11 protein-coding genes are annotated in these 15,533 nt (G+C 49.6%); 10 read left to right on the forward strand and 1 reads right to left on the reverse strand.

Annotation, left to right across the window (positions count from 1 at the left end):
• The first annotated feature begins 258 nt into the window (after nucleotides 1-258).
• The 4 genes from hrcA (at nucleotide 259) to dnaJ (ending at nucleotide 5,369) form a co-directional block, all read left to right on the forward strand.
• Nucleotides 259-1,293 carry a heat-inducible transcriptional repressor HrcA gene (gene hrcA, locus H8S44_RS07775; RefSeq protein ID WP_186871979.1) on the forward strand — a complete coding sequence of 345 codons (1,035 nt, stop codon included), beginning with the start codon at nucleotides 259-261 and terminating at the stop codon, nucleotides 1,291-1,293.
• The gene (gene grpE, locus H8S44_RS07780; RefSeq protein WP_186871980.1) at nucleotides 1,265-1,936 is read left to right on the forward strand and encodes a nucleotide exchange factor GrpE; all 672 of its coding nucleotides are present in this window, start codon (nucleotides 1,265-1,267) and stop codon (nucleotides 1,934-1,936) included. Before hrcA ends, grpE begins: the two co-directional genes overlap by 29 nt.
• 195 nt (nucleotides 1,937-2,131) lie before the next feature.
• The gene (gene dnaK / locus H8S44_RS07785; protein ID WP_186871981.1) at nucleotides 2,132-4,006 is read left to right on the forward strand and encodes a molecular chaperone DnaK; all 1,875 of its coding nucleotides are present in this window, start codon (nucleotides 2,132-2,134) and stop codon (nucleotides 4,004-4,006) included.
• Between the two features lie 199 nt (nucleotides 4,007-4,205).
• Nucleotides 4,206-5,369, forward strand: coding sequence for a molecular chaperone DnaJ (gene dnaJ, locus H8S44_RS07790; RefSeq protein ID WP_186871982.1), 1,164 nt, complete (start codon nucleotides 4,206-4,208; stop codon nucleotides 5,367-5,369).
• Nucleotides 5,370-5,541: 172 nt separating this feature from the next.
• On the opposite strand, the gene H8S44_RS16595 is transcribed toward dnaJ, so the two are convergent.
• Nucleotides 5,542-5,676, reverse strand: coding sequence for a hypothetical protein (locus H8S44_RS16595; protein ID WP_279288089.1), 135 nt, complete (start codon nucleotides 5,674-5,676; stop codon nucleotides 5,542-5,544).
• A gap of 532 nt (nucleotides 5,677-6,208) precedes the next feature.
• On the opposite strand from H8S44_RS16595, the gene nifJ reads away from it, so the two are divergent.
• The 6 genes from nifJ (at nucleotide 6,209) to H8S44_RS07820 (ending at nucleotide 15,407) form a co-directional block, all read left to right on the forward strand.
• Complete coding sequence (gene nifJ, locus H8S44_RS07795) at nucleotides 6,209-9,757, forward strand: pyruvate:ferredoxin (flavodoxin) oxidoreductase (RefSeq protein ID WP_186871983.1); 3,549 nt, start codon at nucleotides 6,209-6,211, stop codon at nucleotides 9,755-9,757.
• A 271-nt stretch (nucleotides 9,758-10,028) separates the two neighbouring features.
• Nucleotides 10,029-11,378: a purine-cytosine permease family protein gene (locus tag H8S44_RS07800; protein WP_186871984.1), complete on the forward strand. Its 1,350-nt coding sequence runs from the start codon at nucleotides 10,029-10,031 to the stop codon at nucleotides 11,376-11,378.
• Nucleotides 11,375-12,208: a nitrilase-related carbon-nitrogen hydrolase gene (locus H8S44_RS07805; RefSeq protein ID WP_186871985.1), complete on the forward strand. Its 834-nt coding sequence runs from the start codon at nucleotides 11,375-11,377 to the stop codon at nucleotides 12,206-12,208. The genes H8S44_RS07800 and H8S44_RS07805 overlap by 4 nt, the downstream gene beginning before the upstream one ends.
• A gap of 140 nt (nucleotides 12,209-12,348) precedes the next feature.
• Nucleotides 12,349-12,987: a phosphoribosyltransferase gene (locus H8S44_RS07810; RefSeq protein WP_186871986.1), complete on the forward strand. Its 639-nt coding sequence runs from the start codon at nucleotides 12,349-12,351 to the stop codon at nucleotides 12,985-12,987.
• Between the two features lie 188 nt (nucleotides 12,988-13,175).
• A complete protein-coding gene (locus tag H8S44_RS07815; protein ID WP_186997535.1) occupies nucleotides 13,176-13,943 on the forward strand; it encodes a DeoR/GlpR family DNA-binding transcription regulator in 768 nt (255 codons plus the stop codon).
• Nucleotides 13,944-13,985: 42 nt separating this feature from the next.
• The gene (locus H8S44_RS07820; protein WP_186871987.1) at nucleotides 13,986-15,407 is read left to right on the forward strand and encodes a rhamnulokinase; all 1,422 of its coding nucleotides are present in this window, start codon (nucleotides 13,986-13,988) and stop codon (nucleotides 15,405-15,407) included.
• Nucleotides 15,408-15,533: the final 126 nt, after the last annotated feature.

The following is a 15,533-nucleotide window of genomic DNA, read 5'->3' on the forward strand; positions in this document are numbered from 1 at the left end:
GGGCCTCAGACAGTGGCTCCATCGGGCGCGCATAAGCCGCCTGCGAGGAGCAGGGAAAGCTGCGTATTCTGGAGTATAGTCCTTCCGCATATCCCCTGTCCGTTATAATCAGAAAATAAATCTAAAAAAACGATAAACCCGCTTGACAAACCCAAACCATAGTGCTATCTTAATGTTAGCACTCAAGAGGGCCGAGTGCTAATAGACAAAAAGCAACAAAGAAATAAAAAAGAAACCAGTAAAGAAGAGGTGAGCGAAATGGAACTGGACGAGAGAAAACAGAAAATCCTTCAGGCGATCATCCGTAATTATATGGAGACGGGCGAGCCGGTAGGTTCCAGAACCATTTCCAAATACTCAGATTTGAATCTAAGCTCTGCGACGATTCGAAATGAAATGTCAGACCTGGAAGAGATGGGCTACATCGTGCAGCCCCATACCTCGGCCGGACGAATTCCTTCCGATAAAGGATACCGCTTATACGTGGATCATATTCTGGAAGAGAAGAATCATGAGGTACAGGAACTGAAAGACCTGATGATTGAGCGAACCGATAAGATGGAGCAGGTATTGAAGCAGGTGGTAAAAGTTCTGGCAGCTAATACCAACTACGCTACCATGGTATCTGCCCCCACCTATCACAGGAACAAGCTGAAGTTTATTCAGCTCTCCAAAGTCAACGCGACGCAGATTCTTGCGGTGATTATGATAGAAGGAAACATCGTCCGCAACAAAGTTATCGATGTGACCGAGGAGTTGGAACAGGAGACAGTCCTGAAGCTGAATATCCTGTTGAACAGTGTCCTGAACGGCCTGTCCATTGAGGAAATCAATCTGGCAATGATTCAGAACCTGAAAGAGCAGGCAGGTATCCACAGCGAGCTGGTGGGCAGCGTCATTGACGCGGTAGCAGAAGTCATTCACTCCGAGGACGAGGTAGAGATATATACCTCAGGAGCGACCAACATTTTCCGCTATCCGGAGCTTTCCGATAACGGCAAAGCAAGCGAACTGATCAGCACCTTCGAAGAGAAGCAGCAGCTGTCCGATCTGGTAAATCAGACACTGGAGAACAGTGATAACAAAGGCATCCAGGTTTACATCGGCCAGGAGACACCCATACAGTCCATGAAAGACTGCAGCGTAGTCACTGCTACTTACGAATTGGGTGAAGGCCTGCAGGGAACCATCGGAATCATCGGTCCCAAGCGAATGGATTACGAAAACGTACTGAAGACGCTGAAGACCCTGACCGAACAGCTGGATGAGATTTACAATAGAAATAAGAAATAGAAAGGGGCAAAAACCCGTGGAACAGGAAATCAAAAACGAAGAGTTTCAAAATGAAGCAGCGAAGGAAGTAACTGAAGAAGTAAAGGAAGAGGAAACTGCCACAGCAGCGGAAGCTTCCGAAGAAAAAGAAAGCACCGGCGGCGAAAAACCGGAGGAAACAGAAGCCGGGGAGGAGCCCGAGATGCTGAAGAAAAAAAAGAAAAAAGACAAGATGGAAGAAAAAATCGAAGAGCTGGAGGATCGCGTAAAGCGTCAGATGGCAGAATTCGATAACTTCCGAAAGAGAACCGAGAAGGAAAAATCCCATATGTATGAGGTGGGAGCCCGGGATGTCATCGAGAAAATCCTTCCGGTGGTAGACAATTTTGAACGCGGTCTTGCATCCGTACCCGAGGATCAGAAAGAAAATCCGGTCATCGTAGGTATGGATAAGATATATAGCCAGTTGATGACCACACTGACCGACCTGGGCGTAGAACCCATTGCGGCAGTGGGCGAGGAATTCGACCCGAATTACCACAACGCAGTGATGCATGTGGAGGATGAGGAGCTGGGTGAAAATGTAGTAGCCGAGGAATTCCAGAAGGGTTATATGTACAAAGATACAGTCATTCGTCACAGCATGGTAAAAGTCGCAAACTGACACGTAGGCAATGAGCAGTGCGTCAGATGCCGTAAAAGTGAATGCCATGCTTGCATGAGCAGGCACTTTTACGGCAGATGACATAGGGCGAAGCCCGTGCACGAGATGAAGCGGAGCGGAATCGAGTGACACTGCGAATTTCTATAAATAAAAAATTAACTTTTTACAATCAGAATAAATGAGGAGGTCTCTATTATGAGCAAGATTATTGGTATCGACTTAGGAACAACAAACAGCTGCGTAGCAGTGATGGAGGGTGGTAAGCCCGTAGTTATCGCAAATACAGAAGGAGCGAGAACCACACCGTCTATCGTGGCATTCACAAAGACTGGTGAGAGACTGGTAGGCGAGCCGGCAAAGCGTCAGGCAGTTACCAACTCCGAGAAGACCATCTCTTCCATTAAGAGAGAGATGGGTACCGACCACAAAGTAAATATCGACGGAAAGCAGTACACTCCGCAGGAGATTTCTGCTATGATTCTGCAGAAGCTGAAAGCAGATGCAGAGAACTATCTGGGCGAGAAGGTTACCGAGGCAGTTATCACTGTACCGGCGTACTTCAACGACGCACAGAGACAGGCAACCAAGGATGCAGGTAAGATCGCAGGCCTGGATGTAAAGCGTATCATCAATGAGCCGACTGCAGCAGCGCTGGCATACGGCCTGGACAATGAGAAAGAGCAGAAGATCATGGTATACGATCTGGGCGGCGGTACCTTCGATGTATCTATCATCGAGATCGGCGACGGCGTTATCGAGGTTCTGGCTACCGCAGGCGACAACCGTCTGGGCGGCGATGACTTTGATAAGAAGGTTGTAGATTACATGCTTGCAGAGTTCAAGCGCACCGAGGGTGTAGACCTGTCAGGTGACAAGATGGCTATGCAGAGACTGAAAGAAGCAGCTGAGAAGGCGAAGAAAGAGCTTTCCAGCGCAACCACAACCAACATCAACCTTCCGTTCATCACAGCAACCGCTGAGGGACCGAAGCATTTCGATATGAACCTGACCAGAGCAAAATTCGACGAGCTGACCCATGACCTGGTTGAGCGTACTGCAGGACCGGTTCAGGCAGCGCTGAAGGATGCGGGCATCACAGCTTCCGAGCTTGGCAAGGTGCTGCTGGTAGGCGGTTCCACACGTATTCCGGCTGTACAGGACAAGGTAAAACAGCTGACCGGCCATGAGCCCAGCAAGACTCTGAACCCGGATGAGTGCGTAGCTATCGGTGCTTCCATTCAGGGTGGTAAGCTGGCTGGCGACGCAGGCGCAGGCGATATCCTTCTTCTGGATGTTACTCCGCTGTCTCTGTCTATCGAGACCATGGGCGGTATCGCAACCCGTCTGATTGAGCGTAATACAACCATCCCGACCAAGAAGAGCCAGATCTTCTCTACTGCAGCTGATAACCAGACCGCAGTAGATATCAACGTGGTACAGGGTGAGCGTCAGTTCGCCAAAGATAACAAGTCTCTCGGCCAGTTCCGTCTGGATGGAATTCCGCCCGCAAGACGTGGCGTTCCGCAGATTGAGGTTACCTTCGATATTGACGCAAACGGTATCGTAAATGTATCCGCAAAGGATCTGGGTACCGGCAAGGAACAGCACATCACCATTACCGCAGGCTCCAATATGTCTGACAGCGACATCGACAAGGCAGTGAAGGAAGCTGCTGAGTTCGAGGCTCAGGATAAGAAGCGTAAGGAAGCCATCGACGCGAGAAACGATGCAGACTCCATGGTATTCCAGACCGAGAAGGCACTGGAAGAGGTCGGCGCTCAGGTTGACCCGGCTGACAAGTCCGCGGTAGAGGCAGAGCTTACTTCCCTGAAGGCAGTTCTGGAGAGAACCAAGGATCAGGCAGATATCTCTGACGCAGACCTTGATGAACTGAAGAACGGCAAAGAGAAGCTGATGAACGCGGCTCAGAAGGTATTTGCAAAGGTATATGAGCAGGCTCAGGCAGCGCAGGGCGCAGCCGGCCAGGCAGGACCGGATATGGGAGCAGGCGCCGGAACAGGCGCAGGCGCTTCTGACGACGTGGTAGACGGCGACTACAGAGAGGTTTAATGAAAAAAATCAGGCTTGAAAGAAAATAGGCATTGCGCTATATTGGAAGGCAGGCTTGAAAGAAAAGAATCCAAGAAAGGCTCGAAGGAGCCTTTCTTGCATATCAGAAATCCGATATGCAAGAAGCCTTCCAGGCGGGATTTTTTTAGAGGTTTTGCCGCAAAGCAATCGAGAAAAGGTATAAAGGAAGATAGAAAAAATGGCAGAGCAGAAGAGAGATTACTACGAGGTTCTGGGCGTAGATAAGAATGCGGACGACGCCACCATCAAGAAGGCGTACCGTCAGCTGGCAAAGAAGTACCACCCGGATATGAACCCCGGCGACAAAGAAGCGGAAGTGAAATTCAAAGAGGCTTCTGAGGCTTACGCAGTCTTAAGCGATCCGGACAAGAGACGCCAGTACGACCAGTTTGGTCATGCGGCCTTTGACGGAGGCGCAGGCGGAGCAGGCGGTTACGGCGGCTTTGATTTCAACGGCGCAGATATGGGCGATATCTTCGGCGATATCTTTGGTGATCTCTTCGGAGGCGGCCGCAGCAGACGTGCCAACAACGGCCCCATGCAGGGCGCGAACCTCCGTACCCAGGTACGCGTGACCTTCGAGGAAGCAGTCTTCGGCTGTGACAAGGAGATTGAGCTGACCCTGAAGGATGAGTGCAGCAGTTGCCATGGTACCGGCGCAAAGCCGGGCACCTCTCCGGTGACCTGCCCGAAATGCGGCGGCAAGGGACAGGTGGTATATACCCAGCAGTCCATGTTTGGTATGGTGCAGAATGTACGTCCCTGTCCGGACTGTAACGGTACCGGTAAGATTATTAAGGAAAAGTGTCCGGACTGCTATGGCACCGGTTACATTGCCAATAAGAAAAAAATTTCCGTTACGGTACCGGCCGGTATCGACAACGGTCAGAGCATCCGTATCCGCGGCAAGGGAGAGCCGGGTGTCAATGGCGGTCCCAGAGGCGATCTGCTGGTCGAGGTGATCGTGGCCCGGCACCCGATTTTCCAGAGACAGGATATGAATATCTATTCCACAGCACCTATCAGCTTTGCTACAGCGGCGCTGGGTGGGGCTGTCCGCATCAAGACCGTGGACGGTGAGGTGGAGTACGACGTGAAAGCCGGAACCCAGACCGACACCCGTGTGCGCCTGAAGGGCAAGGGTGTACCGTCCCTGCGTAATAAGAACACCCGCGGTGATCACTATGTGACTCTGGTGGTACAGGTGCCGACAGATTTAAGTAAGGATGCGAAAGAAGCCCTGCGCGCTTACGATGATATTGTGAACGGTAAGAATCCGGAGAAGCCGGGCAAGGGCAAAAAAGGCTTTTTCGATAAAATGAAAGAAGCGCTGGATGAGTAAAACAGCGTAAAAAAATCCCCTCCGGGCAGTCAGAGACCGCTGCGAAGGGGATTTTTATGTTCTCGGTTCTGGACTGCGAAGCCGAAAGAAAATCGGAAATATTCGAAACAGCCGGAATGTCAAATCCTGCAGGGCAGGGGTATCCTTCGTTATGAGAAAGCGGGCAGAAGCCCTACATTCTGTTCATAAAGGCATCTACAGAGGGAACCTGGCGGGCCAGAAGAAACCAGCGGTCCAGCAAACGGCGGTCTTTCTGGGTCAGGATCTTTTCCTGCAGACCCAGGGGAACCGGTCCGTAATCTGACAAAACTTCCAGAATACATTCCGCCCGTCCTCTGGCACGGCCTAAAGCCAGTGCTCGGTCCCGTATCTGCAGATGGAGGGAAAGGGCAGAAAGAGAATTTTCAGGAAGAATATTTTTAGAAAAAAGATTTTCAGAAAGAACATTTTCAGAAGGAACGTTTTCAGATCCCTTTTGCATGAACAGCCACCTTTCCCTGCCTGGAAGCCAGTTGTGAAACAGACGTATCATAAGCGGCTGATTATAAGGATGTTCCTTACACGGAAATCTCCGGATGAAAAAGGGATTCGTGGCGAACTGCCGGAAATCAGAATTGCTTATGAGAGAATTATAGCACATATAAATTGTAAAATCAAGTAAAAATATGGAAAATCCAATTCGTGATTTTGTACAAAGAAAAAAACAAGGAAACCGGGAAATGTACGGCAAAAAATACAAGTTTGAAATGGACAAGCCGACATTGTTATGTTACAATCAACTATGTATGAAGATATCAAAAATGCCTTGCCAGGGCTGAAAAAATAAGGAGGAAATATCAATGGCTAGAAAAATGAAGACCATGGATGGAAACCATGCAGCAGCGCATGTATCTTATGCGTATTCTGATGTTGCAGCTATCTATCCGATTACACCGTCATCTGTTATGGCAGAAGCTACTGACGAGTGGGCTACACAGGGAAGAACCAACATCTTCGGACAGACCGTACAGGTTACCGAGATGCAGTCTGAGGCTGGAGCAGCAGGCGCTGTTCACGGATCTCTGGCAGCAGGTGCTCTGACCACTACCTTCACAGCATCCCAGGGACTTCTTCTGATGATCCCGAACCTTTATAAAGTAGCAGGCGAGCAGCTTCCGGGCGTATTCAACGTATCCGCTCGTGCGCTTGCAAGCCACGCACTGTCTATCTTCGGAGATCATTCCGACGTATATGCCTGTCGTCAGACCGGTGTTGCAATGCTTTGCGAGTCCAGCGTACAGGAAGTTATGGATCTGACTCCGGTTGCACACTGCGCAGCTATCAAGGGTAAGATTCCGTTCATCAACTTCTTCGACGGTTTCCGTACATCTCACGAGATCCAGAAGATCGAGACATGGGATTACGAGGATCTGAAGGATATGGTTGACATGGATGCCATCGACGCGTTCAGAAAGAATGCCCTGAACCCGAACCATCCCTGCCAGAGAGGTTCTGCACAGAACCCGGATATCTTCTTCCAGGCAAGAGAGGCATGTAACCCCTACTACGATGCTATGCCGGCTATCGTACAGGAGTACATGGATAAAGTAAATGAGAAGATTGGAACAGACTACAAGCTGTTCAACTACTACGGAGCAGCAGACGCAGAGCACGTTATCGTAGCTATGGGTTCTGTATGCGATACCATCGAAGAGACCATTGACTATCTGGTAGCAGCAGGCGAGAAGGTCGGCGTTGTAAAGGTACGTCTGTACCGTCCGTTCAGCGCAGAGGCACTGGCAGCAGCTATTCCGGAGAGCGTAAAGAAGATTACTGTTCTTGACAGAACCAAGGAGCCGGGAGCTCTTGGCGAGCCGCTGTACCTGGATGTAGTAGCAGCCCTGAAGGGAACCAAGTTCAACGATACACCGGTATTCACAGGCCGTTACGGACTGGGATCCAAGGATACCACACCGGCACAGATCGTTGCTGTATACAAGAATGATAGCAAGCAGAAGTTCACCATCGGTATTGTCGATGATGTTACCGGACTTTCTCTTGAGACAGGCGCTCCGCTGGTAACGACTCCGGCAGGAACTATCAACTGCAAGTTCTGGGGACTGGGCGCAGACGGTACCGTAGGTGCAAATAAGAACTCCATCAAGATCATCGGTGACAATACAGATATGTACGCACAGGCTTACTTCGATTATGACTCCAAGAAGTCCGGCGGTGTGACCATGTCCCACCTCCGTTTCGGTAAGAGCCCGATTAAGTCTACATACCTGATTCACAAGGCAAACTTCGTAGCATGCCATAACCCGTCCTATGTACGTAAGTACAACATGGTACAGGAGCTGGTAGACGGCGGTACCTTCCTGCTGAACTGCCCGTGGGATATGGAAGGCATCGAGAAGCATCTGCCGGGACAGGTTAAGAGCTTCATCGCGAACCACAACATCAAGTTCTATGTGATTGACGGTATCAAGATTGGTAAGGAGATCGGACTGGGCGGACGTATCAACACCGTTCTGCAGTCTGCATTCTTCAAGCTGGCGAACATCATTCCGGAGGAGCAGGCTATCGAGCTGATGAAGGCTGCTGCAAAGGCTACCTATGGCAGAAAGGGTGACGCCATCGTTCAGATGAACTACGACGCTATCGACGCAGGCGCTAAGCAGGTTGTTGAGATTACCGTTCCGGAGAGCTGGAAGAACGCAGCTGACGAGGGACTGGACTTCACACATGCAGAGAACGGCCGTGGCGACGTTGTAAACTTTGTAAATGATATTCAGGCAAAGGTGAACGCACAGGAGGGTAACTCTCTTCCGGTATCCGCATTCAAGGATTACGTAGACGGTACAACCCCCAGCGGTTCCTCTGCTTACGAGAAGCGTGGTATCGCCGTAGATATCCCGGTATGGAATGCGGAGAACTGTATCCAGTGTAACCGTTGTTCCTATGTCTGCCCGCATGCAGTTATCCGTCCGGTAGCCCTGACAGAGGCTGAGGCAGCAGCTGCTCCGGAAGGAATGAAGATGGTTCCGATGACCGGTATGGCAGATTACAAGTTCTCTATGGTAGTATCCGCACTTGACTGTACAGGCTGCGGTTCCTGTGTAAATGTCTGCCCGGGCAAGAAAGGCGCTAAGGCACTTGCAATGGAGAACATGGAAGCAAATGTTGCAGAGCAGAAGAACTTTGATTACGCAGTTACTCTGCCGGAGAAGACAGACGTTATCGCGAAGTTTAAAGAGGCTACTGTAAAGGGAAGCCAGTTCAAGACTCCGCTGCTCGAGTTCTCAGGCGCATGCGCAGGCTGTGGTGAGACTCCGTACGCAAAGCTGATCACACAGCTGTTCGGCGACAGAATGTACATTGCAAACGCAACAGGATGCTCCTCTATCTGGGGTAACTCCTCACCGTCCACACCGTACACCGTAAATCAGAAGGGTCAGGGTCCTGCATGGTCCAACTCCCTGTTCGAGGATGCGGCTGAGTTCGGTTATGGTATGAGCCTGGCTCAGAACGCTGTCAGAGGCGGACTGAAGGCTAAGGTTGAGGCTCTTATGGAGACAGCGAACGATGACGTGAAGGCTGCTGCTCAGGAGTGGCTGGATACCTACGGCGTAGGCGCAACCAACGGAACTGCTACAGACAAGCTGGTAGCTGCTCTGGAGGCATGCGGATGTGACGCAGCTCAGGAGATCCTGAAGGATAAGGACTTCCTGGCTAAGAAGTCTCAGTGGATCTTCGGTGGTGACGGCTGGGCATACGATATCGGCTTCGGCGGTGTTGACCATGTACTTGCAAGCGGCAAGGATATCAACATCATGGTATTCGATACCGAGGTTTACTCCAATACAGGCGGACAGGCATCCAAGTCTACCCAGACCGGTGCTATCGCACAGTTCGCAGCAGGCGGTAAGGACGTTAAGAAGAAAGATATGGCTTCCATCGCTATGAGCTACGGTTATGTATATGTTGCTTCCATCGCTATGGGTGCTGATTACAACCAGTGTGTAAAGGCAATCGCAGAGGCAGAGGCATATCCGGGACCGTCCCTGATCATCGCTTACGCTCCGTGTATCAACCATGGTATCAAGAAGGGCATGAGCAAGGCTCAGACAGAGGAAGAGCTGGCTGTTAAGGCTGGTTACTGGCATTGCTTCCGCTTCAACCCGGCAGCTCCGGCTGAGGGCAAGAGCGCGTTCACTCTGGATAGCAAGGAGCCGACAGGCGACTACAAGGAGTTCTTGAACGGAGAGGTTCGTTACAACTCTCTGGTACGTGCTAATCCGGAAAGAGCTGAGAAGCTGTTCGCAGAGGCTGAGGAGAACGCGAAGGCAAGATACGAGTATCTGAAGAGCCTGGGCGATCTGTACGCTCCGAAAAAGACAGAGGAGTAATCCTTTCGTCGGCATGCCAAAAAGCATAACGAGATAAATAAGAATCCGGCAGAAATACGGGAAATCGTGTTTCTGCCGGATTTTTTTTGATTTACAGGAAATTTCGTTAAAATTGAAAAATAGTATTCTTTTTTCGTGAAGAAATGATTCAATACACATAAAATATAGAAAGATGATAGGAGGAAAATGAGATTGACGGAAAAGGAGGGCGGTGTTATACTGGTCATGGCTTTAATTTCAAAATAAATGAGGCATAATAGGAGGTACTGCAATGGCAAATGACAAAAATGTATTAGGTACAGCAGAATCCACGGAAGTTTTCAACGACTATGAATTTAGTCCGGTTCCCGATGACAAGAAAAATACGTGGAAATCACAGGTGTTTGTGTGGCTGGGCGTTGGTTTCTGCCTGACGGCGTTTACACTGGGCGGACAGATTGCTCTGGGTCTGGGCTTCTGGCCTACGGTAGCAGCTGTATTAATTGGCGGCGTGATTCTGACTATTATTGGAGCGCTTTGCGGAGCTATCGGAATAAAGAGCGGTCTTTCTTCCACGGTTTCTTCCCGTTTCACCTTTGGAAAATATGGCGCAATGGTATTCGGAATTATTGTTGCACTGTGTAATATGGGATGGTTTGGTTATCAGTGTACCTTTTTCGGAAGCAGCATTTCCAACGTATTCAGATTGGCGGCAGGAGTGGAGGTAAATACCAGGCTCTGTATTATCATAGGCGGACTTCTGATGATGATTACCGCAATTGTCGGATACAAAGGAATTAAAATGCTTTCCCAGATAGGCGTGCCTCTTCTGTTCGCGCTGATTCTGTTCGGTGTGGTCAAGACCTTTGTAATGGTTCCGGCAGGAGAGATCATGGGTGCTGTTCCGGCAACTAAGATGTCCTTCGCTACGGCTGTTTCCCTGATGGTTGGCAGCTTCATCGTAGGCGTATCGATTGTACAGGACTTTACCAGATATTCCAAAACAGTGAAGGATTCAACCATTGGCGTGACACTGGGATTTACGTTGGGATATCCGGTTGTTGTTATCTGTGGCGCAATCTTTGCCTGTGCGTTCCAGACCAATGATATTACAGATATTATGATTAACATCCTTGGCTTTGGTTATATTGCGGCACTTATCATTATCATTGCTACATGGACAACCAATGATAATAACCTGTACCAGTCAACCCTTGGCCTGACCAATACCTTTCATGGTCTTTTGAAGCTGCCCCGTTGGATTGTTACAGCTCTCTGCGGTATCTTCGCGACCATTCTGGGAGCTCTGGGAATGATTGACTGGCTGGTTCCCTTCCTGAGCCTGCTCTGCGTATTGATTCCGCCGATTTCGGGCGCTATGCTGGCTGATTTTTATATCCTGAAGAATGCGGATAAGTATAGTTATGAGAAGATGAACGAGATTCCGGATTTCAAGGTTGATACAGGAATTGGCGCAATTGCCGGCTGCCTGGTCGGTCTCTGTATGAATGAAGCTCCGGTTGGCTTTGGCGTACCCTTTATGGTGAAGCTGTCCAATGTGGTTCCGACGGCGCTTGTGGCAATGTTTGTTTCTGTAGTGGTAGTGGTATTGATCGGCAAGATCGGAAAGGGAAAAGCATGAGTAGAAATGTAACAGTGGGACTTGTCCAGATGGACTGTGAGCTGATGAATAAAAAGGCAAATCTGGAGAAGATGCTGAACTATGTGAAAGAGGCAGCGGAGAAAAAAGTAGATTTGCTCTGTTTCCCGGAGCTTTGTTCCACAGGCTATAGCCCGGAGCTGATAGGAGAAAAGTATCTGGATATGGCTGAAGAACCGGAAGGAGAAACCTTCCAGCTTCTGAGTGCCAAGGCAAAAGAATATGGAATGTATATTGCAGCTCCTATTGTGTTGAAAAGTGAGATGCCGGGAGTTCTGTACAATGGAATGATTGTAATCAGCAAAGACGGCTCCCTGATGGGAACCTACAATAAAACACATCTCTGGGCGGGAGAGCGCTTCTGGTTCCGTGCGGGAAGCGAGTATCCGGTGTTCGACATGGACTTTGGAAAAGTCGGATTTATGATTTGCTACGACGGAGGATTCCCGGAGGTTTCCAGAATCCTTACATTAAAGGGCGCAGAACTGATTCTCTGCCCCAGCGCTTTCCCCATCCGGGATAAGGATATGTGGGATATCTATTTTGCTACCAGATCCCTGGAAAATGGCTGCTTTGTAGGCGGACTTAACCGTGTTGGACTGGAAGGCGAGGATAAGACCGGAGAAATGTTTGGAAACAACAAAATTTATAATCCGAGAGGAAAGCTTGTGGCAGAGGCTCCGGTAAATGAAGAGGCATTGCTGGTAGCTACCTTTGATTTGGAGGATGTGGCGAGATATCGTGAAAATGAAGTAGTGTATTTACGGGATCGTCGTCCGGAAACCTATGAGCTCCTGTCAAAATTGTATTAAGAAGAAAAAGTAATAATGCGATCGGGTCGTCAAAAGCCCGGTCGCATTTTGCGTAACAGGAAATAGTGAAAAAATATTATGAAAATCAAGGGAAATGTGATACAATAACAACATAAACCAAACATAAAAGGGGGCATTTTATGGAAACAAGGATGTTTAAGGTGTATGCAAAGGCAGATCCGGCCGTAGCGCTGAAGGTGATTCGGGGTCATTTCGCTACAAACCATTCCCACATCAATTATTACATTGACCTGACCACACTGAAGGCGCGCCAGAACGAAGCCCAGGCGGCAGCGAAGCTGCTGGCCTATTACTCCAACTACAGTATTGTGGACACCATCGTATGCCTGGATGGATGTGAGGTGATCGGAGCATATCTGGCGGAGGAACTGACCAAAGCCGGAGTCCGTTCCATTAACGAGCACAAGACTATCTATATCGCGACTCCGGAGTACCATACGGGAGGCCAGCTGATTTTCCGAGATAATATGCAGATGATGGTCCGGGACAAGAATATCCTGTTGCTGCTGGCTACAGCCACCACCGGAAAAACCCTGAATCAGAGTATTGAGTGTATCGAGTATTACGGCGGCAAAATCAGCGCCATCAACGCGATTTTCAGTGCGGTAGATAAGGCACATTCCATTCCGGTCAACGCCATTTTCACCCGGAAGGATATGCCGGATTATCAGACCTACAGCTTCCGTGACTGCCCCCTGTGCCAGAAGCAGGAGAAGGTAGACGCCATTGTCAATACCTTCGGTTACAGCAAGCTCTAAAACCAAATAAAACAAAAAGCCGGTTACAGTCGAAAAAAGCGGACTGTCCGGCTTTTTTTCTGTCTCTGAAATCATGGGGAATGTTGATTTTGTAATATTTTCAACTAAAAGCCAAGAAAAACGACTACAAAAACAAAAAAATTGTGTTATAATAAAAAAGATTCAGGAGACATGCAGGAGGAGAGATTATGCTTGCAATCGAGCGAAAAAATGAGATTCTGTCGATTTTACAGAAAGAGCAGAGAGTACTGGTATCGGAGCTGAGCAAACGGTATGATGTGACGGATGAGACCATCCGTCGGGATCTGGAGAAGCTGGAGCAGGAGGGCTTCGTGAAGCGTACCTACGGTGGCGCGGTGCTGAATAAAAACCACGATGTGGATATGCCGCTTCGGATACGGGAGAAGACGAACCGTGATGAAAAACAGATTATTGCGGGACTGGTGAGAAGCCTGGTGGAAGAGGGAGACCGGATTATGCTGGACGCTTCCTCCACTTCGTTGATGATCGCCAAAGAGCTGAAGGAAATGAAAAAACTCATCGTGATCACAAATTCCGTGGAGGTACTCATCGAGCTGGCCGGGCACGATGGAATTCAGGTGATTTCCACGGGAGGGAATCTGAATGAGACGTCCCTGTCTCTGGTGGGAAACGCAGCACAGAAGGTACTGAACGGTTATCATGTGGATAAGGCGGTATTTTCCTGTAAGGGGCTGGATATGGAGGCGGGAATGACCGATTCCAACGAGCTGGACAGCGATATTAAGAACGCCATGAGCGCCTGCGCGGACACGGCCATTCTGGCGGTGGACAGCAGCAAGTTTGACAAGGTTTCCTTTGTGAAAACCATGCAGCTGAAAAGCGGCGATATTCTGGTGACTGACCGGGCACCGTCCAGAGACTGGAAGACCTATCTGGAGGAAAAAGGAATCCGGCTGGTGACACCGGCAGAATAAGGAAATACAAAATGGGTATATAAGAAAGGGAAGGTATTGGGTATGGGAGAAAAAATCTACAACCTTGCGTTTGACTTCGGAGCATCCAGCGGACGGATGGTTCTGTGCAAACTGGAAGACGGCAAACTGGAACTGGAGGAGCTTCACCGGTTTCCGAACCATGAGGTCCGCGTGGGGGGACACATTTACTGGGATTTGTTCGGACTTTATCATGAGTTAAAGCAGGGTCTGAAAAAGGCGGCGGCGAAAAAAGTGCCTATCCAGTCGCTGGCTATCGACACCTGGGGCGTGGACTACGGCCTCATTGACAAGGACGGCAATCTCATCGGCAATCCGGTGAACTATCGGGATTCCCGTACCGATGGAATGTTGGAGGAGATCGGAAAAATCATCCCTCTGGAGGAACTCTATAACCGTACCGGTATCGAGTTTATGTATTTTAACTCCATCTTCCAGCTCTATGCGGAGAAGAAGATGCGTCCGGTGATTCTGGATAACGCAAAGAGGATTCTGTTTATGCCGGAGCTGTTTGGCTATTTCCTGACGGGGATCATGTATTCCGAGTATACCTTTGCCAGCACCTCCCAGCTTCTGGACGCCAGAAAGCGGGAGTGGGACTATGATCTCATCGAAAAGCTGGGTCTGAATCGCGAAATGTTCGGCGATATCGTTATGCCGGGTACCATCATTGGCGATCTGCTCCCTGAGGTAGAAGAAGAGACCGGACTGAAAGGTGTAAAGGTCATCGCGGTAGGCAGCCACGACACAGCCTCTGCTGTGGCAGGCGCACCACTGGAGTCGGACGATGCAGCCTTCTTAAGCTGCGGAACCTGGTCCCTGCTAGGTATGGTACTGGATGAGCCCATTCTCAACGAAGCTTCCTATAAATATAATTACACCAACGAGGGAAGCATCGACGGCAAGATTCAGTTTCTGAAGAATATCAACGGTCTCTGGATCATGCAGAACCTGCGTCGGAACTGGTGCGAGTTTGAGAGCGAGGTATCCTTCCCGGATATTATCTGCGAGGCCAGGGCAGCCAAGCGTCAGGATTTTATCATTGACCCGAAGGATCCCAGATTCACCGCTCCGCTGAACATGATGAAGGAGATCGTGGCTTACTGTGAGGAAAAGGGACAGGGTACGCCGGAGGGTCTCGGGGAGATGGCCATGGCTATCTACAACGGCCTGACCGAGGAGTATCGGAAGTCTGTGAAGTATATGGAGGAGATCACCGGAAAGACCGTCACCTGCATCAATATGGTAGGCGGCGGCATCCAGGACCAGCTGCTTTGCGAGCTGACAGCCAAGCGCACCGGAAAACGTGTCATGGCAGGCCCGGTGGAGGGTTCCGTTTTGGGAAACAGCATTGTGCAGATGGTGGCTATGGGCGCTGTGGAGAGCGTACAGGCAGGAAGGGAGATTATCCGGAATTCCTTCGATGTAAAAATATATGAGCCATAAGAAAATGGGGCGCCGCGCATGCGGCGCTCCTCTTTTGCCCGGTACATGGTTCGGGAAGAAGTTATCCTGGATAAAAAAGATACCGAAAAAATTTGAAAAAGTTCTTGAAGTAGGAAAAAAGTTATA

This window comes from Anaerosacchariphilus hominis (assembly GCF_014290175.1).
Classification (GTDB): Bacteria; Bacillota; Clostridia; order Lachnospirales; family Lachnospiraceae; genus Laedolimicola; species Laedolimicola hominis.

Coding starts and splice junctions, on each gene's coding strand:
- hrcA (WP_186871979.1), top strand. CDS start 259: ATGGAACTGGACGAGAGAAAACAGAAAATCCTTCAGGCGATCATCCGT.
- grpE (WP_186871980.1), top strand. CDS start 1,265: ATGAGATTTACAATAGAAATAAGAAATAGAAAGGGGCAAAAACCCGTG.
- dnaK (WP_186871981.1), top strand. CDS start 2,132: ATGAGCAAGATTATTGGTATCGACTTAGGAACAACAAACAGCTGCGTA.
- dnaJ (WP_186871982.1), top strand. CDS start 4,206: ATGGCAGAGCAGAAGAGAGATTACTACGAGGTTCTGGGCGTAGATAAG.
- nifJ (WP_186871983.1), top strand. CDS start 6,209: ATGGCTAGAAAAATGAAGACCATGGATGGAAACCATGCAGCAGCGCAT.
- H8S44_RS07800 (WP_186871984.1), top strand. CDS start 10,029: ATGGCAAATGACAAAAATGTATTAGGTACAGCAGAATCCACGGAAGTT.
- H8S44_RS07805 (WP_186871985.1), top strand. CDS start 11,375: ATGAGTAGAAATGTAACAGTGGGACTTGTCCAGATGGACTGTGAGCTG.
- H8S44_RS07810 (WP_186871986.1), top strand. CDS start 12,349: ATGGAAACAAGGATGTTTAAGGTGTATGCAAAGGCAGATCCGGCCGTA.
- H8S44_RS07815 (WP_186997535.1), top strand. CDS start 13,176: ATGCTTGCAATCGAGCGAAAAAATGAGATTCTGTCGATTTTACAGAAA.
- H8S44_RS07820 (WP_186871987.1), top strand. CDS start 13,986: ATGGGAGAAAAAATCTACAACCTTGCGTTTGACTTCGGAGCATCCAGC.